Genomic DNA, 21,878 nt, shown 5'->3' with positions numbered 1-21,878 from the left:
GGAATAACCGTAATCCCGGATAAGCCAGAATAGAATTAGTGCGTTTCCTGCCGATCGGTATGATATAGATGCACATCCATCTGCGGATAAGGAATGCCGATACGATGTTCATCCAGCACCCGCTTGAAGCTTTCCAGCAGATCCCAGTAAACCGCTTGCGCGTCGCCATTGGTGGTCCACACCCACACCACAAAATTCAACGATGATGCCGCCATTTCATTCAATCGAATCGTCACGCCCTTATCGTGCTGAATACGGGTATCAGCGGCAATAATATCGCCCAGCCGTTTTTTCACCTCATCGATATCCGCATCATAAGCGACACCGACCATGATCTCGGTACGGCGATCCGGTTCGCGTGAACTGTTGATGATATTACCGGCAATCACTTTGCCGTTCGGCACCACAATGATCTTGCCGTCAGCCGTGCGCAACGTGGTGGAGAAAATCTGCACCTGTGTGACCGTACCGGCGACACCGCCCAGATCGACCCATTCGCCAGTACGAAAAGGCCGGAACGTCACCAGCAGCACGCCTGCCGCAAAGTTCGCCAGCGAGCCTTGCAACGCCAGGCCAACGGCCAGACCCGCGGCACCCAGCACCGCGATAACGGAGGCCGTTTGTACTCCCACCCGGCTCAGCACGGCAATCAGCGTAAAGGCGATAATGCCATAACGCACCAGTGCGGAGAGGAAATCCGCTACCGTAGAGTCAATAGAACGGCTCACCAGCAATTTATTCAATGTTCCCGCGACAAAGCGAGCGATAGCCAACCCAATGATCAAGGTCAGCAAGGCGGCAACAATATTCACCGTATACTGTATTAATATATCCTGATGGCTTACCAGCCAGCTGGTCGCCTGTTCCACACCAACATTCAGTTCTTCCATTTAATGACTCCTGTTTCTTGCCCTTTTTAAAAAGGCATCACTTTCACACCAAAAACCGCGATCTGCGGCGAAATAAAGATAAAATAAGGCCCCCGTAGGAGCCTTAGCGATAAACCTTTAAGAATCTTAGTTAAAGAACGTCAACAGCGTTCAGTTCTTTAAAGGCTTTTTCTAAACGCACAACCATCGTGCTTTGCGCGGCACGTAACCAGGCACGCGGATCGTAGTATTTCTTGTTCGGCTTGTCGGCGCCTTCCGGGTTACCCAGTTGGGCTTGCAGATAGCCTTCGTTCTTCTGATAGTAGTGCAGAATACCTTCCCAGGTCGCCCATTGGGTATCGGTGTCGATATTCATTTTCACTACGCCGTAACCCACTGCTTCCTCGATCTCTTCCGCGGAAGAACCGGAACCGCCGTGGAAGACGAAATCCAGACTGTTGTGCGGCAGGTTGTATTTTTCTGATACATAATCCTGAGAGTTGCGCAGGATTTTTGGCGTCAGTTGCACGTTACCCGGCTTGTAAACACCGTGAACGTTGCCGAATGATGCGGCGATAGTGATACGCGGGCTGATAGCACTCAGTTTTTCATAGGCATAAGCCACATCTTCCGGCTGAGTGTACAGCGCGGAGTTATCCAGATGGCTGTTGTCCACACCGTCTTCTTCACCCCCAGTGCAACCCAGTTCGATTTCCAGCGTCATGTCCAACTTCGCCATGCGAGTCAGATACTTGCTGCAAATTTCGATATTTTCTTCCAGTGACTCTTCGGACAGGTCAATCATATGTGAAGAGAACAGCGGTTTACCCGTTGCCGCGTAATGTTTTTCACCCGCATCCAACAGGCCGTCCAGCCACGGCAGCAATTTTTTAGCGCAGTGGTCAGTGTGCAGAATAACCGGTACACCATAGTATTCCGCCATCTGATGAACGTGGTGAGCGCCGGAGATCGCCCCCAAAATCGCCGCCTGTTGGCCTTCTGCTTTCAGCCCTTTACCGGCGATGAATGCAGCGCCGCCGTTGGAGAACTGAACAATAACCGGCGCGCGCACTTTGGCCGCGGCTTCCAGTACGGCATTGATTGAGTCAGTACCGACGCAGTTTACTGCCGGCAGCGCAAATTTGTTTTCTTTAGCTACTGCGAAAACTTTCTGAACATCATCACCAGTGATGACACCAGGTTTTACGAAATCAAAAATTTTAGACATATTACGTGTCCTGTTTCGTTGGCCGTAGAGGGTTAGAGAAATCGATGTTTAAATCGACAGGCTACTCCGGCTTATATGCCAGAGTAACCGCAGCAGAGGCAATATCAATTACGCTCGGCTTATAAAATATTACTGCTTGGCGCGTTCTTCCAGCATCACCACCGCTGGCAGTTTTTTCCCTTCGACAAACTCCAGAAAAGCACCGCCGCCAGTAGAGATATAGGAGATTTGGTCAGCAATGCCGAACAGATCGATTGCCGCCAGTGTGTCGCCGCCACCGGCAATAGAGAACGCGTCGCTTTCAGCGATTGCTTTGGCGACTATCTCCGTGCCTTTGCGGAAATTCGGGAATTCGAATACGCCGACTGGACCATTCCACAGAATGGTTTTGGCACTTTTCAGAATTTCCGCCAGACGCTCGGCAGAAACATCGCCCAGATCCAGAATCTGTTCATCGTCTTTAATCGCGGTGACCGATTTCAGGGTTGCGGCAGCCGTTTCGGAGAACTCGCTCGCAACGCGAACATCACTCGGAACAGGAATATCACAGGTTTCCAGCAATTTCTTCGCTTCCGGGATCAGGTCTGCTTCATACAGCGATTTACCAACGTTATGGCCTTGAGCGGCAACGAAGGTATTGGCGATACCGCCGCCGACAATCAACTGGTCAGCGATTTTAGACAGCGAATCCAGTACGGTCAGCTTGGTTGAAACTTTGGAGCCGCCGACGATAGCGACCATCGGACGAGCCGGATTGCCAAGCGCTTTACCCAATGCTTCCAACTCATCGGACAACAGCGGGCCGGCACAGGCGACAGGCGCAAATTTTCCCACGCCATGAGTAGAAGCCTGAGCGCGGTGCGCCGTACCAAAGGCATCCATGACATACACGTCGCATAGCGCGGCATATTTCTTGGCCAGAACCTCGTCGTCTTTCTTCTCACCTTTATTAAAGCGAACGTTTTCCAGAACAACAAGCTCACCCGCCGCGATGTCAACACCGTCCAGATAATCTTTCGCCAAGCGTACCGGAGAAGAAAGTTTTTCTTTCAAATAGTTAACCACCGGCAGCAGAGAAAATTCCTCGTTGTATTCTCCTTCGGTCGGACGTCCCAGGTGGGAAGTCACCATCACGCGGGCGCCTTGTTTCAGGGCCAGTTCGATGGTCGGAAGAGAAGCGCGGATACGCGCATCAGACGTCACTTTACCGTCTTTTACCGGCACGTTCAGATCGGAACGGATAAGGACACGTTTGCCGGTCAGATCCAGATCGGTCATCTTAATTACAGACATGGTGAATCCTCTTGTTGATTCTCTTTTAAAGTTGCTTGAGCGAGACATTGATCCCTGATCAATACCGTCGTACTAGAAACCGCAGGCTGCCATCGCCCGTGTTGTATCCAACATTCGGTTGGCAAAGCCCCATTCGTTATCGCACCAGACCAGTGTTTTAATCAGATGCTGACCACTAACCCGCGTCTGCGTGCCATCGACAATGGCACTGTGTGGATCATGGTTAAAATCAGCCGAAACTAACGGCAACTCGGTATAGTCAACTATACCACGAAATGTCTCATGCGCTGATTTTTGAAATAACGTGTTAATTTCATTAACGTTTACTGCTTTTTTCACACTGACGCTCAAATCGATCGCCGTGACGTTAATCGTAGGAACCCGCACCGATATCGCTTCGAAACGATCAAGAAACTGCGGAAAAATCCGGGTTATCCCCGCCGACAGTTTCGTGTCCACCGGAATGATGGACTGACTGGCAGCGCGAGTACGTCGCAGATCATGATGATACGCATCGATCACCGGTTGATCGTTCATTGATGAATGGATCGTCGTTACCGTTCCATTTTCAATGCCAAACGCATCATCCAGCAGCTTGATTATAGGAATAATGCAATTGGTTGTGCAGGAAGCATTGGAAACGATGTGATGTTCGGCTTTTAATTGTTGATGATTGACGCCAAACACAATCGTCGCATCCAAATCCGTGGTTCCCGGATGGGAGAACAACACTTTCTTCGCTCCCGCCGACAAATGCGCTTCGCCATCGGCACGGCTGCCATAGACGCCGCTGCAATCCAGTACCACATCAACGCCAAGCTCGCGCCAGGGTAGCTGTTCGATCCCTGCCTGATGCAGCAGGCGGATGCAATCATCGCCAACATATAACTGATCGCATTCCTGGCGAATATCCCAGGGAAAACGACCATGACTCGAATCATATTTAAGCAGGTGGGCGATCCCTTCCGCGCTCGCCAGTTCATTAACGGCGACGACGCTAATTTCCGCCCGGCGACCCGATTCATACAGCGCACGTAAAACACTGCGACCAATACGGCCAAAACCGTTTATCGCAATACGAATTGTCATGGCGTTCCTTGTGTGGTGGTGATCATATCGTTCCCGTAGAATATACCCTTCTCACATGAAGTTGCAGCGTTGTTGGCGGCAACCCCCATTCCTTTGGGTACAATCAGTGTGTTGCAAAGAAAACGATGCCATAAATCCCTTACGGAAATGCAATTAATCCCACAACTGAAACGCTTCAGCTAGCATAAACGAATTAATCTGCAAAAGAAATATTCTCGCTCGGCGCACTTCAGAAGAGTGACCTGCGTCATAAAAAAACGCTGGGAGCGAATAATAAAATACCGGAAGCATTTTTAACGTTGTATGCAGCGGCCCACAGGGTAAGATCCAGGGATGGCGTTGATAATCAATAATAAAAAACCGCCAGATTGCTCTGGCGGTTCGCTCGCTACTCTTTCGTTCGCGTAAATTACTTCAGCAGCGCCCGCGCTTTCGCCACCACGTTATCCACGGTGAAGCCGAACTCTTCAAACAGCAGTTCGGCGGGGGCGGATTCACCGAAGCTCGTCATCCCCACGATCGCACCATTCAGGCCCACATACTTATACCAGTAGTCGGCGATAGCCGCTTCAATCGCCACACGAGCTGTGACGGCTTGCGGCAGCACCGCTTCCCGGTAGGCCGCATCCTGCTTGTCAAACGTATCGGTGGACGGCATCGAAACCACGCGAACCTGATGTCCTTCCGCCGTCAGCGTGTCATACGCGCCAACCGCCAGTTCGACTTCCGACCCCGTGGCAATCAGAATGACATCCGGCTGGCCGTCACTGTCTTTCAGCACGTAGGCGCCTTTCTCCACATCCGCCAGTTGCTGCGCGCTACGCGGCTGCTGGGCCAGATTCTGACGCGACAGGATCAGTGCGGTCGGGCCGTCCTGACGTTCAATGGCATACTTCCACGCCACCGCCGTTTCTACCTGATCTGCCGGACGCCAGGCGCTCATGTTCGGCGTCACCCGCAGGCTTGCCAGTTGCTCTACCGGCTGATGCGTCGGCCCGTCTTCGCCCAGACCGATGGAGTCATGGGTGTAAACATAAATACTGCGGATTTTCATCAGCGCCGCCATCCGCGCCGCGTTACGCGCGTATTCCACGAACATCAGAAAAGTGGCGGTGTACGGCAGGAAACCGCCGTGTAAGGCGATGCCATTGGCGATCGCGGTCATCCCGAATTCACGCACGCCATAGTGGATGTAGTTGCCAGCATGGTCTTTATCCAGTGAGGTGGAGCCAGACCAGATGGTCAGGTTGCTCGGCGCCAGGTCAGCTGAACCGCCGAGGAATTCCGGCAACAGTTTGCCGTAAGCTTCCAGTGCGTTCTGCGAGGCTTTACGGCTGGCGATTTTCGCTGGATTGGCCTGCAACTGCTCAATAAATTTCTGGGCATCCGCTTGCCAGTTGGCCGGCAGGTCGCCCGCGGTACGGCGCTTGAACTCGGCGGCCAGTTCCGGGTAGGCGCTGGCGTAGGCGGCAAACGCCTCATTCCAGGCTGCTTCTTTACGCTGTCCGGCCGCTTTCGCATCCCATTCGGCATAAATCTCAGCCGGGATTTCAAACGCCGGGTAGCGCCAGCCCAGTTGTTCGCGGGAAGCGGCCACTTCCGCATCACCCAGCGGCGCGCCATGAGAATCGTGCGTACCGGCCTTGTTCGGCGAACCGAAACCAATCACGGTTTTGCACATCAGTAACGACGGCTTTTCCGTGATCAGTTGAGCTTCGGCGATAGCACGTTTGATGGCGTCAGGATCGTGACCGTCTACGCCGCGCACCACATGCCAGCCATAGGCTTCGAAACGAGCGGCGGTGTCATCGGTAAACCAGCCTTCCACATGACCATCAATGGAGATGCCGTTGTCATCATAAAACGCTGTCAGTTTGCCGAGCTTCATGGTGCCGGCCAGCGAGCAGACTTCGTGGGAAATCCCTTCCATCATGCAGCCGTCGCCCAGGAATGCATAGGTGTGGTGGTTGACAATCTCATGGCCCGGACGGTTGAACTGCGCCGCCAGCGTGCGTTCGGCAATCGCCATCCCGACCGCGTTGGCGATCCCTTGTCCCAACGGGCCGGTGGTGGTTTCTATGCCCGCGGTATAACCATATTCCGGGTGTCCCGGCGTTTTGGAATGCAACTGGCGGAAATTTTTCAACTCCTCGATCGGCAGATCATAGCCCGTGAGGTGCAACAGGCTGTAAATAAGCATGGAGGCGTGGCCGTTGGACAGCACGAAACGGTCACGATTAGCCCAATTCGGGTTGGTCGGATTATGGTTCAGATAATCGCGCCACAGCACTTCGGCGATATCCGCCATACCCATCGGCGCGCCCGGATGACCGGATTTGGCTTTTTGCACGCTATCCATACTCAGCGCACGGATAGCATTAGCAAGGTCTTTACGAGAGGACATGCTTTACTCCAGATCGGATTGAACAGATGTCTTGCCAGACATTATGATATATAAATCAGTGGATTAATAAAAAAACACAACAGCAATATAGGTACAAATGTACATGAAAACCAGGGTGAATGCACATGGAACATGCGAGCAAAAAAGAGGATTTATGGTTTCGCAAACGCACCACACTTCTCCAGAACATTCCACACTGAATTCACAACGTATTAACCATGCTCAATGGGGGCGGACAAAGTTATACAAATCAGAATTCTTACTTGTTTATCCATGCTGTTTTCAGTTACGTTTATGCTGCTTTTTTTGCATACTATGCTGGTTAACAACCATATTGCTTAACAACACATTGCCAATATAACGATTAATCATTGTTTATCATCAATCTATCGTAGGGAAATGATGTCATGACAACCCGTACTTCTCTTATGCGCACATCCGCACTCGCTCTGTGCATCGCCGCCTTATTGAGTGGCTGCCAGAATCTGAATACCGACACATTAATGCAATCCGGCGCTCAGGCATTTCAGGCTGCCACACTGAGTGACGACGAAGTGAAAACACTCAGCAATCAGTCTTGTGAACAAATGGATAAAGAAGCGCAAATCGCTCCCGCCAGCAGCACCTATACCAAGCGACTGAACAACATTGCCGATGCGTTGGGGCATGATATAAACGGCACACCCGCCAACTATAAGGTGTACCTGACAAAAGACGTAAACGCCTGGGCGATGGCGAACGGCTGTATTCGGGTCTACAGCGGCCTGATGGACATGATGACGGATAACGAAGTCGAAGGCGTGCTGGGGCATGAGATGGGCCATGTCGCGCTGGGCCACACCCGTAAAGCCATGCAGGTCGCTTACGCCACGACAGCGGCGCGTACCGCCATCGCTTCCACCGGGGGCGTCGCCGCCTCTTTATCGCAGTCACAACTTGCCGATCTGGGTGAAAAACTGGTCAATGCCCAATTCTCACAGACTCAAGAAAGCCAGGCGGATGATTATTCATTCGATTTGCTGAAAAAACGCGGCATCAAACTTGAAGGATTGGCAACCAGCTTTGAGAAATTGGCCAAATTGGATGAAGGGCGCCAAAGCAGCATGTTTGATTCTCACCCTTCATCAATAGAGCGGGCAAATCATATCCGTGAGCGTATTGCTGCGGAAAAGTAATGCGGTGAGATTGAATCACCATTAGCCAGTAAGCTATTACGTCATTACTGCGGCACATTGGTATGCAGCTAAATTCGACTGCCAATGTGCCTTTTCTCTAATAACCCCCCCATTCCTTCCCCACAAGCGATCAGATTGTAAGGAACGCCATTATTCAGGAGCGCGTTTTATTCCGTAAATATTCTTTAATTATGTTTACCTATTCATGGCGAAAGCGTTTCCCTTTTTCACTGCCTCATGTTCTTCGCCAGCGCGTTTTATGGAAATAAGACGTTATAAAATACAGAGATAACACACAGGCTAATTGATAGCTTTATGAAATTGATATCGAAGATTCAATAGTTTTCATTGATTAAATTTCATTTTTTTAATATCTGTATTTAAAATGCCGGATCGATGTATTTTAAAGATAGAAATGGTTCAACAAATCAAGCATACTATGACTTCAGTCAGAAAAATATTTTCTAATATTATCATATGGATACAAATCTGACCTATTGCCGTGCCAACTATCATTTCCAGATATCTATTTTATAAAAAACTTACACGCTACTCGTTCTTAATAACTGGGTAACATTGAACAACATAAACAGCTGTTGTTAGCTTATGTTCTTTCTTCAAAATAAACGCATATGTGTTAAACGCCATGGATGTGAGAATTTACAGTAAATGTAACTTTACGACTGTGGGCTTACGGGAGATTCTGTCCAGCACGCCGATGCTAACCGTTAGGCCCGTTAATAGGTTCACTCTGCAACAAGGGAAGAAAAAATGCATTTTCATCATTGACGGCAGCAGTGAAGGGTTCGAGGAATACTATGAGTCAATAAGAACGCATTTTTATAATGTGGCTTCAGCGTTTCTTATCATCAATAATTCACCCCTTCATTTTCCGGTATGTATTGATGAAAAAACCATTCTTGTTTCTAAAGCGACATCGATAGATTATTTTTATAAATTCTTGGGTGTGGTGCATCAACATGACAAGCGCCTATTCTGCCCTGTCAGGCTATCTAAATCCGAGTATGCGGTTTTTAAGTATTGGAGCGCTGGCTGCACGGCGGAATCGATAGCCGATATGATTGGATTAAATAAAAAATCCGTGTTGAACAGTAAATCAAGATTACTGAATAAATATGGCGTTCAGGACAAAAATTCGTTGTTGCTTATCGCGAAGATCCTTTTCAGGGACAGCGCGGAGGAAGAAAGGGATGTGTCGCCACACCCCCTGGTAGGTCAACTCTCTTTCCGTTAGCGGTACGCCGTTTCACGTCAACGGCTTATTCATCTTCCAGATACGTATAGCCATAAAGACCGGTTTCAAACTCTCGCAGGAACTGTGCTTGCAGTTCCATGTCCAGATCGGTTTCTTTAACCTGATCACGGAAACGAGCCATCAGCACTTCAGGATCCAACTGAACATATTCCAGCATGTCGGCAACTGTATTTCCCTCATCAGACTCTTCAATCTCGACAGAGCCATCCTGGAACACAAAAATGTCAACGGTCGCGGTGTCGCCAAACAGATTATGCATATTCCCCAGAATTTCCTGATAAGCCCCGACCATGAAAAAGCCCAACAACGGCGGGTTTTCTGGATCGTATGGCGGCATCGGCATGGTTGTCGCGATACCGTCGCCATCAATATAATGATCGATAGAACCATCGGAATCACAGGTAATATCCAGCAGAACCGCGCGACGCTCCGGCAGTTTATCCAGTCCTTCCAGCGGCATGACCGGGAACAACTGATCGATCCCCCAGGCATCCGGCATAGACTGGAACAATGAAAAGTTCACATACAGCTTATCCGCCATACGCTCCTGCAATTCATCAATCACCGGACGGTGAGCGCGGTTACTGGGGTCCAACTGCTGCTGAATCTTCTGGCAGATACTGAGATAAAGCTGTTCCGCCTTCGCCCGCTGGGTCAAGTCCAGCATGCCGTGAGTATACTGAGTATGCACATCGTGCAAATCCATCTGGCTGTCATGCAACCACTCACGCAGTGAACGCCGTTTCCCCGGTTGTTTAATTTCCTGCCAGGTTGACCACAGGCTTTCCAATGCGCGTGGCGCGTTTTCGTCAGGTTCTGTCGGTTCACTGAATTCGTTACGCTCAACACCAATAATGTTGGATACCAACACAGTATGGTGAGCCGTCACCGCCCGCCCCGATTCCGTAATCACGGTTGGATGCGGTAATCCATGTTCATTACAGGCGTCGCCGATACCCCAAATCACATTGTTGGCATATTCATTCAGCCCATAGTTCACGGAACAATCCGACTGGGAGCGGGTTCCTTCGTAATCCACGCCCAGCCCGCCGCCTACGTCGAAACACTGGATATTGACGCCCAACTTGTGCAACTCAACGTAGAAGCGGGCTGATTCACGCACACCGGTCGCAATATCGCGAATATTCGCCAGTTGCGACCCCAGATGGAAATGCAGCAATTGCAGGCTTTCCAACCGTCCCGCGGCGCGCAGCGTTTCAACCAGTTGCAGAACCTGAACCGCCGCCAGACCAAATTTGGATTTCTCGCCGCCGCTGGACTGCCATTTGCCTGAACCTTGCGAAGCCAGACGCGCACGCACGCCAAGACGCGGGATCACATTCAGGCGCTCCGCTTCTTCCAGCACCATCTCTATCTCGGACATCTTTTCAATGACCAGATACACCTTGTGGCCAAGCTTTTCGCCGATCAGAGCCAGACGAATATATTCACGATCTTTATAACCATTGCAGACAATCACCGTGCGCGTCATGCCGGCGTGACCCAATACGGCCATGAGTTCGGCCTTGGAGCCTGCTTCCAGCCCCAACGGTTCTCCCGAACTGACCAGGGATTCAATCACGCGTCTATGCTGGTTTACCTTGATGGGATAAACCAGAAAATACCCTCCTTGGTAACCAAACGACTCTCGCGCCCGTTTAAATGCGGCATTAATCGAACGCAGGCGATGCTGAAGGATTTGCGGGAAACAGAACAACGCAGGGAGACGTTGATGGTTCTCCTCCTGCAATGTTTTGACCAATTTGGCCAGATCGACCCGCGCCTGCGGCACATCGGGATCAGGGCAAACGCTGATATGTCCTAACTCGTTGACATCGTAGTAATTATTACCCCACCAGGCAATATTGTAAGTACGAAGCATTTCGCTGGCATTCCGGTCATTCATGGCAACCTCCTGCATAGAGCGCAAATTTTCATGTTTACCCGTCGCTGACGAGCCTTGTTGAATCATGTCGTCAGACATAACGAACCTCTTCTTTTTTTATCCTGCAAATCACATCCGTACCTGCATTATTGGTAGCCCGCTGGAGCATGCCTGCAACATGCTGCATCGGCAGTGAAAACATCGGCAAAAAACCGGTCAGAAAACAGTTTGCCGCCGTTTTGTTACGCTTATTAGTGTAAAACACGTTGTCGGACTCCGTGGGACGGGTCAGAAAAACTCGTGGTAAAACCACAGGAAAAAAACATCTGGACCAGGGAAACGTCGCGGATTAACCGGCCCTGGAATCCTGTGTCGAATTTAAAGACAGGCAACTTCGGGCAAATAAAAAGAAGGGTTGAGCAGCCGACGCTATCGCGTCAGAAGAAAAGCGTTGCGGGCGCAACACACTCAGTAAACAACGGATCATTAATCCTATCACCTCCACGCGCGCCGCAAGCTATGCGGTCAGCTATCTAATGGAACAGTTAACTATTACATAACGGGTAATAAACCGCTCGCCGTTTATACAGATATGACGCCGGAAAAGCAAAATGAAAATGTCCCTGACAGCCTCTGACAAAAGAAGATAATACCGATGCCGTAAAACAGATAGCGCGTCAGCGTGAAAAACTACTGGCACTCAGGCCGGAAGGTGACCTAGAATGATAGCCATCCAGATGTTAATCCATCTATACCGATTAACCGATATACTGCTTAACGGCTTTGATTTGAAGGTAAAGAAACTCATGGCTAAACACCTTTTTACGTCTGAGTCCGTCTCTGAGGGACATCCTGACAAAATTGCTGACCAGATTTCCGATGCGGTTCTTGACGCCATCCTACAGCAAGATCCTAAAGCCCGCGTCGCTTGCGAGACTTACGTAAAGACCGGCATGGTGTTAGTGGGTGGTGAAATTACCACCAGCGCCTGGGTCGATATTGAAGAGATCACGCGTCGCACCGTGCGCGATATCGGTTATGTCAATTCCGAGATGGGCTTTGATGCCAACTCTTGCGCCGTGCTGAGCGCCATCGGCAAACAGTCTCCCGATATCAATCAGGGCGTTGACCGCAGCGATCCGCTGAAACAAGGCGCGGGCGATCAGGGCCTGATGTTTGGTTATGCGACCAATGAAACCGATGTGCTGATGCCAGCGCCGATTACTTACGCTCACCGCCTGGTTCAACGTCAGGCGGAAGTGCGCAAAAACGGGACGCTGCCGTGGTTGCGTCCCGATGCGAAAAGCCAGGTTACCTTCCTGTATGACGATGGCAAAATCGCCGGTATTGATGCCGTGGTTCTGTCCACCCAGCATGCTGAAGACATCTCTCAGAAGAACCTGCACGAAGCCGTGATGGAAGAAATCATCAAGCCGGTTCTGCCTGCGGAATGGTTGTCTGCCGGCACCAAATTCTTCATTAACCCGACCGGTCGTTTTGTTATCGGCGGCCCAATGGGTGACTGCGGTCTGACCGGTCGTAAAATCATTGTTGATACCTACGGCGGCGCGGCGCGTCACGGCGGCGGCGCGTTCTCCGGTAAAGATCCGTCGAAAGTTGACCGTTCTGCCGCTTACGCCGCGCGTTATGTTGCCAAGAACATCGTGGCCGCAGGTCTGGCGGATCGTTGCGAGATCCAGGTTTCCTATGCCATCGGCGTGGCTGAACCGACGTCCATCATGATAGAAACGTTTGGTACAGAGAAGATCGCCACCGAACAGCTTACTTTGCTGGTGCGTGAATTTTTCGACCTGCGTCCTTACGGATTGATTCAGATGCTGGATCTGTTGCACCCGATTTATCAGGAAACCGCTGCTTACGGACACTTTGGCCGCGAACATTTCCCCTGGGAAAAAACCGACAAGGCGGCACAGTTACGTGAAGCCGCGGGTTTATAATCCCCGGTTAACGCGATAAGCCGTCCAACAGCGCGCATGAAGAACGGCGAATGAAAATTCGCCGTTCTTCATTATCTCTTTCCGCACCTTTCCTGCCTATCCATCTATTGCATCCCCCTGCCGCTCGATTTATGCTCCCAGCCATGAACACACCACGAATTCCCATCGCTCATCATCAGGCAGTCATGCGATGCCTGCGCGCTAAGCTACAGCAGGCTAATGTCTTCCTGAACACCCATTACCCGGAACCAGCGATCAGTTACCAACAACGTGGCACAACGGCGGGCAGCGCCTGGCTTCAGCACTGGGAAATTCGGTTGAACCCCCTGTTGTTGCAAGAAAACCAGCAGGCTTTCATTGATGAGGTAGTCCCTCATGAACTCGCACATCTGCTGGTCTTTGCCCGTTTCGGTAAGGTTTCGCCACACGGCAAGGAATGGCGCTGGATGATGGAGCATGTGCTACAGGTTCCGGCAAGACGCACGCACCGCTTTGCGGTTCAGTCCGTACAAGGTCAAACGTTCTCTTATCAGTGTGATTGCCGACACCATGACTTAACCGTGCGGCGCCATAACCGGGTTCAACGCGGCGAAACAGAATATCGCTGTCGTTATTGTGGAAAAACCTTACGATTCAATGTAATAAATCCCATTTAAAATAAAACGCCTAGCATTAAAAACCAATTTTTGCATTTGCCTGCCGCCGCGACATCCGGTAGTCTGCCAGCTTTGTCGCTTATGGATTATTTGGAATATGCTACGCAAAATTCTCGCTTCCGCCGCGGTTGGGATCGGCTTCTTTTCCGCCGCCGCCTTCAGCCAAAACATAAATAACTTCACGCAGGCGAAAGCGGTTGCGGTAACGGTTAATCAGGGCGCGAAAACATTTTACTGCGGCTGCGACATTACATGGCAAGGCAAGAAAGGAACGCCAGATCTCAAATCTTGCGGCTATCAGGTCAGAAAAAACGCGTTGCGGGCTAATCGTATCGAGTGGGAACATGTCGTACCCGCCTGGCAGTTCGGCCATCAACGCCAGTGCTGGCAGGATGGCGGCAGAAAAAATTGCACTAAGGATCCGGTGTACCGCGAAATGGAAACCGATCTGCACAACCTGCAACCCGCCATCGGCGAAGTGAATGGCGATCGTGGGAATGCCATGTACGGACAGTGGAACGGCGGCGGCGATCAATACGGTCAATGCGAGATGAAAGTCGATTTCAAAAATAATCTGGCGGAGCCGCCAGCCCGCGCCCGTGGCGCGATTGCCCGTACCTACTTCTACATGCGCGACCGCTACCAGTTGCGTTTATCCCGTCAGCAAACCCAGTTATTCGAAGCCTGGAGCCTGCAATATCCCGTCACCCCGTGGGAATGCACGCGCGACCAACGGATTGCCGCGAAGCAAGGGAATCACAACCCCTACGTTCAACAGGCTTGCCAGTAGCTGTCCGGCTACCTACTATAACGGTTAATCAGCACAACCACCGTCAAGATGGCGGTGGTTCGTTTATCACGGATAGCAGGCTGTCCACCCCGAATTCACTACGCATAAGGTTAGAACATCAGCATGCGAATACCGCGCATTTTTCATCCAGAAATCCTTCCCGGCGCTGGAGGTGAAATCGAACTGAGCGAAGATGCCGCCAACCATGTAGGGCGTGTGCTGCGAATGAATACCGGCCAATTACTGCAATTGTTCGACGGCACTAATCAGGTGTTTGACGCAGAAATTATACAGGCTGGGAAAAAAAATGTGCGAGTACGCTTCACAGCAGGTAAGTTGGAAGACAAAGAGTCGCCATTGCACCTGCATCTTGGACAAGTCATGTCGCGCGGCGAAAAAATGGAGTTCACTATTCAGAAATCCATTGAACTTGGCGTGAATATCATTACTCCCTTGTTCTCTGCACGCTGTGGGGTAAAACTCGATACCGAGCGTCTTGAGAAGAAAGTCGGCCAATGGCAAAAAATCGCGATTGCCGCCTGTGAACAATGTGGCCGTAACCGCTTGCCAACCATTCGTTCTGCCATGACACTGGAAGCATGGTGTGCGGAACAGGATGCCGCGTTAAAACTCAATCTACACCCGCGAGCAACACAGAGCATCAATACATTGCCGCTGCCGGTTAGTCAGGTTCGACTGTTGATTGGCCCGGAAGGAGGTCTCTCCTCCAATGAAATTTCAATGACCGCAGAATACGGATTTACCGACATCCTGCTGGGGCCACGAGTGTTGCGAACAGAAACGACAGCGCTCACCGCGATTACAGCCTTACAGGTACGTTTCGGCGATCTGGGGTAAAGGAGAAAATAATGATCAAACTCGGTATTGTGATGGACCCTATCGACGCCATCAATATCAAGAAAGACACCAGCTTTGCCATGTTGCTGGAAGCACAGCGTCGTGGTTGGGAACTGCATTACATGGAGATGAATGATCTTTATCTGCATGCGGGCGTTGCGCGGGCAACCACGCGCCGTCTTAATGTCCAGTATGATTATGATGGCTGGTACGATTTCTCCGGCGAGCAGGATATCGCGCTGGAAGAGTTGGATGTGATGCTGATGCGTAAAGATCCGCCTTTCGATACGGAATTCATTTACGCCACCTACATTCTGGAGCGTGCGGAAGAGAAAGGCACGCTGATCGTAAACAAACCGCAAAGCCTGCGCGATTGTAACGAAAAGCTATTCACCGCCTGGTTCCCGCATCTGACACCGGATACGCTGGTTACCCGCAGCGCGGACAAACTGCGTCAATTCCACCAGAAACACGGCGATGTTATTCTGAAACCGCTGGATGGCATGGGCGGCACCTCTATTTTCCGGCTGAAACAGGATGATGCCAACGTTTCGGTGATTATTGAAACCCTGACCGAACATGCCAGCCGTTATTGCATGGCGCAAAATTATCTGCCGGCGATTAAAGATGGCGATAAACGCGTTCTAGTGGTTGATGGCGAACCAGTCCCTTATTGTCTGGCACGTATTCCCAAAAGCGGCGAAACCCGCGGCAATCTGGCGGCAGGCGGACGTGGCGAAGCTCGCCCGCTCAGCGAAAGCGACTGGAAAATAGCGCGCGACGTCGCCCCGACACTGAAGCAAAAAGGGCTGATTTTTGTTGGTCTGGATATTATTGGCGATCGACTGACGGAAATTAACGTCACCAGCCCCACCTGTGTGCGCGAAATTGAAGCCGCCTACCCGGATGTCTCTATTACAGGCATGCTGATGGATGCCATTGAAACACGTCTGGCCGCACGCCGCCGTTAACCGGTTTTGCCGAACCGGAAAAGCATAAATATCCGGCTCGCCTTTTTATGGCGAGCCGTTCATAAACGCCGACAGGGATCGATAAACTCACACAATGAATTTACAGCATCACTTTCTTATCGCTATGCCAGCACTACAGGACACGGTCTTTAAACGTTCGGTGGTCTATATTTGCGAACATAATGAAGAAGGCGCCATGGGATTGATCATCAATAAACCCATGGAACAGTTTACGGTGGAAAATGTGCTGAAAAAGCTGAAAATAGAACCTACGCCACGCGAGCCCGCCATCCGTTTGGATAAGCCGGTTTTCGTCGGCGGACCGTTAGCGGACGATCGCGGATTTATCCTCCACACGCCATGCACGGGTTTTGCTTCCAGCATCGGTATTTCCGAAGACACGATGATCACCACATCCAAAGATGTGCTGGAAACGCTGGGAACCGCCAGGCAGCCCCAAAATACGCTGGTCGCACTGGGTTATTCCGCCTGGGACAGCGGCCAACTCGAAAATGAACTGCTGGAAAACGCCTGGCTGACCACACCAGCGGATAAAGAGATCCTTTTCCGCACGCCGATTGCCGAACGCTGGCGCTTAGCGGCGAAAAAACTGGGGGTCGATATCCATAACATCTCCACTGAAGCAGGTCATGCCTGATGGCAAGCCGGACGATTCTTGCCTTTGATTTTGGCACCAAAAGTATTGGCGTGGCGATCGGTCAGGACATCACGCGCACCGCTCGTCCTCTCACTGCGTTTAAAGCCCAGGAAGGAATACCAGACTGGCAGCAGGTGGAAAAATTGTTGGCGGACTGGCGGCCCAACCTGGTGGTGGTCGGCTTACCGCTCAATATGGATGGTACGGAGCAACCGCTGACCGCACGGGCAAGAAAATTCGCCAATCGTCTGCATGGTCGTTTTGGCGTCCAGATAGCGCTGCATGATGAGCGCCTGAGCACGGTAGAAGCGCGGGCCGGACTGTTTGAACGAGGTGGCTTTCGAGCGCTGGATAAAGGTAGTGTGGACGCGGAATCAGCCGTCATTATTCTGGAAAGCTGGTTTGCCGCGCAAACATCGTAAAAAATGAAAAAAAGCACGTTCAGTGCGCCTGATGCCACAGGCACACTGAAGGATAAATCAGCAACCCTCGGTGAAAAAGCGGTGCTTACGCATCCGGGAACTCACGGATAAAACGCTCCACATCATTCACCATGGCTTCTGTGCCAACAAAGAAAGGCGAACGCTGGTGCAATTTCTCCGGCGTGATATCCAGAATACGGTTCTTGCCATCACTGGCTTTGCCGCCTGCCTGCTCCGCCAAAAACGCCATCGGGTTACATTCGTAGAGCAAACGCAACTTGCCTTGCGGATAGCTGGCGGTGCTTGGATAAAGATAAATCCCGCCTTTAAGCAGGTTACGATGGAAATCCGCCACCAGTGAACCGATGTAACGTGAAGTGTAAGGACGTTGTGTTGCCTCGTCCTGCTCCTGACAATATTTAATGTATTTCTTCACGCCGCTCGGAAACTTGATGTAGTTCCCTTCGTTAATGGAATACATATTCCCTTTTTCCGGGAAGCAAACCTTTTCATGCGACAGACAGAACACGCCGAGCGACGGATCATACGTAAAGGCATGGACGCCGTGACCGGTGGTGTAGACCAGCATGGTGGATGAACCATAAACGATGTAGCCCGCCGCCACCTGCTTGTTACCCGCTTGCAGGAAATCCTCTTCCGTCACCGGCTGACCCAAGGGGGTAATACGACGATAAATTGAGAAAATGGTGCCGACGGAAACATTAACATCAATATTCGAGGAACCGTCCAGTGGATCCATCAATACCACATACTTGGCGTTCTCAGCCCGGTCACCGTCAAAGATAACGATATCGTCTTCTTCTTCGGAGGCAATACCGGCCACTTCGCCACGCGCTTTTAAAGCCGCTTTCAATTTCTCATTGGCATACAGATCGAGTTTCATCTGTACTTCGCCCTGAATATTGGAAATGCCGCTGGTTCCCAGAATATCAACCAAACCCGCTTTATTAATATCGCGGTGGATAATCTTGGCGCCCAGCTTAATCGCTGACAACAGTGCGGTAAGCTCACCGGTGGCATGAGAGAAATCGTGCTGTTTTTCGACGATAAATTCGCCTAACGTTTTCATAACACTATCCCAAATCTACGAATGAAAAGCGGCTCCATTTATACACCGCCAACGTTTGCGCATGCAGTGTAGCCCAAAGAGAAACCGAGTACCTAGTCAAATCCATTTCTTCTGCTGGATTCATGGCGTTAGAATGTGACGCAGATTCACTTGACGATGGAAAATGCATGCGTATTCATATTTTAGGTATCTGCGGCACCTTTATGGGCGGTCTGGCGCTGCTGGCCCGCGCATTAGGGCATCAGGTAACAGGCTCAGATGCGAACGTATATCCGCCCATGAGTACCTTACTGCAAGAACAGGGGATCACGCTGACTCAGGGGTATGATCCTGCGCAACTCGACCCTGCTCCCGATCTGGTTATCGTGGGTAATGCGATGACGCGTGGAAATCCCTGCGTTGAGGCCGTTCTGGAACAAGGATTACCCTATGTGTCCGGTCCGCAATGGCTGCATGATTATGTTTTACGTGATCGTTGGGTGATTGCCGTGGCGGGGACGCACGGTAAAACAACCACAGCAGGCATGGTGACCTGGATTCTGGAAGATTGCGGCTATAAGCCCGGTTTTGTCATCGGCGGCGTACCGGGGAATTTTACGGTTTCCGCTCGTCTGGGCGATAGTCCGTTTATGGTTATCGAAGCTGATGAGTATGACTGCGCCTTCTTCGATAAACGTTCCAAATTTGTCCACTACAGCCCGCGGACATTGGTTCTCAATAATCTCGAATTCGATCACGCCGATATCTTCGACGATCTGAAAGCCATTCAAAAACAGTTTCACCATCTGGTGCGTCTGGTGCCCGGTAGCGGTAAAATCATCTTGCCCGCCAATGATATTCACCTCAAGCAAGTCATGGCGATGGGATGCTGGAGCGAGCAGGAACTGGTAGGAGAGGACGGTGTGTGGAATGCGAAAAAAATGACCGCCGATGCCAGCCAGTATCAGATTTACCACAATGGCGAACACGTTGGTGAAGTCCATTGGGGATTAGTCGGCGAGCACAACATGCATAATGGGCTGATGGCCGTCGCCGCGTGCCACCATGTGGGCGTCCTGCCGGCTGATGCCTGCCGTGCGCTGGGGAAATTTATCAACGCGCGTCGTCGTCTTGAATTACGAGGCTCGGCGCATGGCGTGACCGTCTATGATGATTTCGCCCACCATCCTACCGCCATTCTCGCGACGCTCGCCGCATTACGCAGCAAAGTCGGCGGTACAGCCCGTATTCTGGCGGTGCTTGAACCCCGTTCGAACACCATGAAAATGGGCATGTGTAAAAATGAACTGGCGCCCTCGCTGGGCCGAGCTGATGAAGTCTTTTTATTCCAGCCCGCCCATATTCCCTGGCAGGTTGCCGAAGTCGCCGAGGCCTGCGTCCAACCGGCGCACTGGAGCGCGGATGTCGATACGCTGGTTGAAATGATTGTGAAAACCGCCCAGCCAGGCGATCACATTCTGGTGATGAGTAACGGTGGCTTCAACAACATCCATAATAAACTGCTGGATGCCTTGCAGCATAGGGCACAGGCGGAAAGCGTCGTGGATGAATAGATAATTAATAACCAAAAGGACGGGAAATCCCGTCCTTTCTTCTTTATACCTAATACCTATTTATACCTATCGCTTTACACACATTTGCAGCATAGGGATTAAGCGTCGAACGGATCACGCAGGATAATCGTTTCACTACGATCCGGGCCGGTAGAGATAATATCAACCGGAACCCCTGTCACTTCTTCCACACGTTTAATATAGTTGCGTGCGGCCTGTGGCAGTTTGCTGTATTCCTGAACGCCAAAGGTGCTTTCAGACCAGCCAGGCAAGGTTTCATAGATCGGCTCAATACCTTCCCAGCCTTCCGCCGCCAGCGGGGTGGTATCCACTTCACGACCATCAGGCATGCGGTATCCCACACAGATTTTGACTTCTTTCAGGCCATCCAGCACATCCAGTTTGGTCATACAGAAACCTGACAGCGAATTAATCTGTACAGCACGGCGAACCGCTACGGCGTCCAGCCAGCCAGTACGACGGCGGCGGCCAGTGGTGGCGCCAAATTCATTACCTTTCTGCGTAAGGTATTCGCCGACATCATCAAACAACTCGGTAGGGAACGGACCGGCGCCTACGCGAGTAGAATAGGCTTTCACAATACCCAGAACGTAATCAACGTAACGCGGGCCCAGACCGGAACCGGTCGCCACACCACCCGCCGTGGTATTGGAAGAGGTCACATACGGATAAGTCCCATGGTCAATATCCAGCAGCGTCCCTTGCGCGCCTTCAAACATGACCAAATCACCACGCAAATGAGCTTTATGCAGCAGGTCGGAAACATCAACCACCATAGCGGTCAGGATGTCAGCGATCGCCAGTACCTCGTCCAGCACTTTCTGGTAGTCGACAGCTTCGACTTTATAGTAGTTAACCAGTTGGAAGTTATGGTACTCAACGATCTCCTTCAACTTAACGGCAAACGTTTCCTTGTTGAAGAGATCGCCCACACGCAATCCACGACGGGCGACTTTATCTTCATAAGCCGGCCCGATACCACGACCAGTCGTGCCGATGGCTTTGGCGCCGCGCGCTTTCTCACGTGCGTTATCCAAGGCGACATGATAAGGCAGAATTAACGGACAAGCTTCAGAAAGCAATAAACGCTCGCGTACCGGGACGCCACGCGCTTCAAGTTCCGTCATCTCTTTCATGAGCGCGTCAGGCGCCAGCACAACACCGTTACCGATGATGCTGACAACATTTTCACGCAGGATGCCAGAGGGAATTAGATGAAGAACGGTTTTTTCACCGTTGATAACCAGAGTATGACCAGCATTGTGGCCACCTTGGTAGCGCACAACATATTTAGCCCGTTCAGTCAGCAGGTCGACGACCTTGCCTTTACCTTCGTCACCCCATTGGGTGCCCAGTACGACGACGTTCTTACCCATCTCAAGAATCACCAGGTTGCTTAAAAAAGGATTCTAACATCTCATTTGCGCGCTTTCAGTACTTTTAGCACACGTTTGCGCACATTTTTTAGATGAATTTTAGCTCCCCATCCGGCTACGCAACATATAGTAGATAACACAACCAGCCACCACTATTCCGCCGCCGAAACGCCGTAATGTGTTATCCGGCAACTGCGCCATTGCCAAAATCATACGCCGCCAGAGACGGGGCAACAGCAGAGGCCCCAGCCCTTCGATAATCAACACCAGCCCCAGGGCCATCCATACAGTTTCATTCATAAAAAC

The 21,878-nt window shown here is 51.1% G+C and carries 20 protein-coding genes; 10 read left to right on the top strand and 10 right to left on the bottom strand.

The window, feature by feature from the left end; translation table 11 throughout:
• Positions 1–35: 35 nt before the first annotated feature.
• The 5 genes from mscS to tkt form a co-directional block, all read right to left on the bottom strand.
• Positions 36–890, bottom strand: coding sequence for a small-conductance mechanosensitive channel MscS (gene mscS / locus NC856_RS05600; protein ID WP_264089447.1), 855 nt, complete (start codon positions 888–890; stop codon positions 36–38).
• Between the two features lie 130 nt (positions 891–1,020).
• Positions 1,021–2,097: a class II fructose-bisphosphate aldolase gene (gene fbaA / locus NC856_RS05595; RefSeq protein WP_113865416.1), complete on the bottom strand. Its 1,077-nt coding sequence runs from the start codon at positions 2,095–2,097 to the stop codon at positions 1,021–1,023.
• 129 nt (positions 2,098–2,226) lie between these two features.
• The gene (pgk, locus tag NC856_RS05590) at positions 2,227–3,390 is read right to left on the bottom strand and encodes a phosphoglycerate kinase (protein WP_264089446.1); all 1,164 of its coding nucleotides are present in this window, start codon (positions 3,388–3,390) and stop codon (positions 2,227–2,229) included.
• Positions 3,391–3,462: 72 nt separating this feature from the next.
• Positions 3,463–4,479 (bottom strand): erythrose-4-phosphate dehydrogenase, encoded by a 1,017-nt coding sequence (epd, locus tag NC856_RS05585; protein WP_264089445.1) that lies wholly within the window; start codon positions 4,477–4,479, stop codon positions 3,463–3,465.
• 409 nt (positions 4,480–4,888) lie between these two features.
• Positions 4,889–6,883 carry a transketolase gene (gene tkt / locus NC856_RS05580; RefSeq protein ID WP_264089444.1) on the bottom strand — a complete coding sequence of 665 codons (1,995 nt, stop codon included), beginning with the start codon at positions 6,881–6,883 and terminating at the stop codon, positions 4,889–4,891.
• A 428-nt stretch (positions 6,884–7,311) separates the two neighbouring features.
• Here tkt and loiP point away from each other — a divergent pair, with 428 nt between their 5' ends.
• Together loiP and NC856_RS05570 are read left to right on the top strand one after the other, a co-directional pair.
• Positions 7,312–8,058 (top strand): metalloprotease LoiP, encoded by a 747-nt coding sequence (loiP, locus tag NC856_RS05575; RefSeq protein WP_264089676.1) that lies wholly within the window; start codon positions 7,312–7,314, stop codon positions 8,056–8,058.
• A gap of 718 nt (positions 8,059–8,776) precedes the next feature.
• Entirely contained in the window at positions 8,777–9,313 is a 537-nt protein-coding gene (locus NC856_RS05570; RefSeq protein WP_264089675.1) for a helix-turn-helix transcriptional regulator, read from the top strand.
• A 25-nt stretch (positions 9,314–9,338) separates the two neighbouring features.
• On the opposite strand, the gene speA is transcribed toward NC856_RS05570, so the two are convergent.
• Both speA and NC856_RS05560 read right to left on the bottom strand, forming a co-directional pair.
• Entirely contained in the window at positions 9,339–11,318 is a 1,980-nt protein-coding gene (gene speA / locus NC856_RS05565) for a biosynthetic arginine decarboxylase (RefSeq protein ID WP_264089443.1), read from the bottom strand.
• The gene (locus NC856_RS05560; RefSeq protein ID WP_264089442.1) at positions 11,311–11,484 is read right to left on the bottom strand and encodes a hypothetical protein; all 174 of its coding nucleotides are present in this window, start codon (positions 11,482–11,484) and stop codon (positions 11,311–11,313) included. The genes speA and NC856_RS05560 overlap by 8 nt, the downstream gene beginning before the upstream one ends.
• Before the next feature lie 541 nt (positions 11,485–12,025).
• Between NC856_RS05560 and metK the strand changes: the two genes are divergently transcribed.
• The 7 genes from metK to ruvX all read left to right on the top strand — a co-directional run bounded on the left by metK (position 12,026) and on the right by ruvX (position 17,532).
• Positions 12,026–13,177, top strand: a complete 1,152-nt coding sequence (gene metK, locus NC856_RS05555; RefSeq protein ID WP_264089441.1) for a methionine adenosyltransferase — start codon at positions 12,026–12,028, stop codon at positions 13,175–13,177.
• 143 nt (positions 13,178–13,320) lie between these two features.
• Positions 13,321–13,833: a SprT family zinc-dependent metalloprotease gene (locus NC856_RS05550; protein ID WP_264089440.1), complete on the top strand. Its 513-nt coding sequence runs from the start codon at positions 13,321–13,323 to the stop codon at positions 13,831–13,833.
• Between the two features lie 97 nt (positions 13,834–13,930).
• On the top strand, positions 13,931–14,623 hold the full coding sequence (gene endA / locus NC856_RS05545) for a deoxyribonuclease I (RefSeq protein WP_264089439.1): 693 nt from the start codon (positions 13,931–13,933) through the stop codon (positions 14,621–14,623).
• Positions 14,624–14,746: 123 nt separating this feature from the next.
• Entirely contained in the window at positions 14,747–15,481 is a 735-nt protein-coding gene (gene rsmE, locus NC856_RS05540) for a 16S rRNA (uracil(1498)-N(3))-methyltransferase (protein ID WP_264089438.1), read from the top strand.
• Positions 15,482–15,492: 11 nt separating this feature from the next.
• The gene (gshB, locus tag NC856_RS05535; protein WP_264089437.1) at positions 15,493–16,452 is read left to right on the top strand and encodes a glutathione synthase; all 960 of its coding nucleotides are present in this window, start codon (positions 15,493–15,495) and stop codon (positions 16,450–16,452) included.
• Positions 16,453–16,546: 94 nt separating this feature from the next.
• Positions 16,547–17,110, top strand: coding sequence for a YqgE/AlgH family protein (locus NC856_RS05530; RefSeq protein ID WP_264089436.1), 564 nt, complete (start codon positions 16,547–16,549; stop codon positions 17,108–17,110).
• Positions 17,110–17,532 (top strand): Holliday junction resolvase RuvX, encoded by a 423-nt coding sequence (ruvX, locus tag NC856_RS05525; protein WP_264089435.1) that lies wholly within the window; start codon positions 17,110–17,112, stop codon positions 17,530–17,532. The genes NC856_RS05530 and ruvX overlap by 1 nt, the downstream gene beginning before the upstream one ends.
• Positions 17,533–17,617: 85 nt before the next feature.
• Here ruvX and fbp read toward each other — a convergent pair whose 3' ends face one another.
• Positions 17,618–18,622, bottom strand: coding sequence for a class 1 fructose-bisphosphatase (gene fbp / locus NC856_RS05520; RefSeq protein WP_264089434.1), 1,005 nt, complete (start codon positions 18,620–18,622; stop codon positions 17,618–17,620).
• A 167-nt stretch (positions 18,623–18,789) separates the two neighbouring features.
• Between fbp and mpl the strand changes: the two genes are divergently transcribed.
• Positions 18,790–20,175, top strand: coding sequence for a UDP-N-acetylmuramate:L-alanyl-gamma-D-glutamyl-meso-diaminopimelate ligase (gene mpl / locus NC856_RS05515; RefSeq protein WP_264089433.1), 1,386 nt, complete (start codon positions 18,790–18,792; stop codon positions 20,173–20,175).
• Positions 20,176–20,273: 98 nt separating this feature from the next.
• Here the strand turns inward: mpl and NC856_RS05510 are convergent, their stop codons facing one another.
• Positions 20,274–21,572 carry an adenylosuccinate synthase gene (locus NC856_RS05510; RefSeq protein WP_264089432.1) on the bottom strand — a complete coding sequence of 433 codons (1,299 nt, stop codon included), beginning with the start codon at positions 21,570–21,572 and terminating at the stop codon, positions 20,274–20,276.
• Positions 21,573–21,671: 99 nt separating this feature from the next.
• Complete coding sequence (locus tag NC856_RS05505) at positions 21,672–21,872, bottom strand: DUF2065 domain-containing protein (protein WP_264089431.1); 201 nt, start codon at positions 21,870–21,872, stop codon at positions 21,672–21,674.
• Positions 21,873–21,878: the final 6 nt, after the last annotated feature.

The sequence above is a fragment of the Brenneria izbisi genome, from assembly GCF_025840185.1.
Classification (GTDB): Bacteria; Pseudomonadota; Gammaproteobacteria; order Enterobacterales; family Enterobacteriaceae; genus Brenneria; species Brenneria izbisi.
The sequence above is the reverse complement of the archived record's forward strand: the minus strand, read 5'-3'. Positions and strand labels throughout refer to the sequence as shown.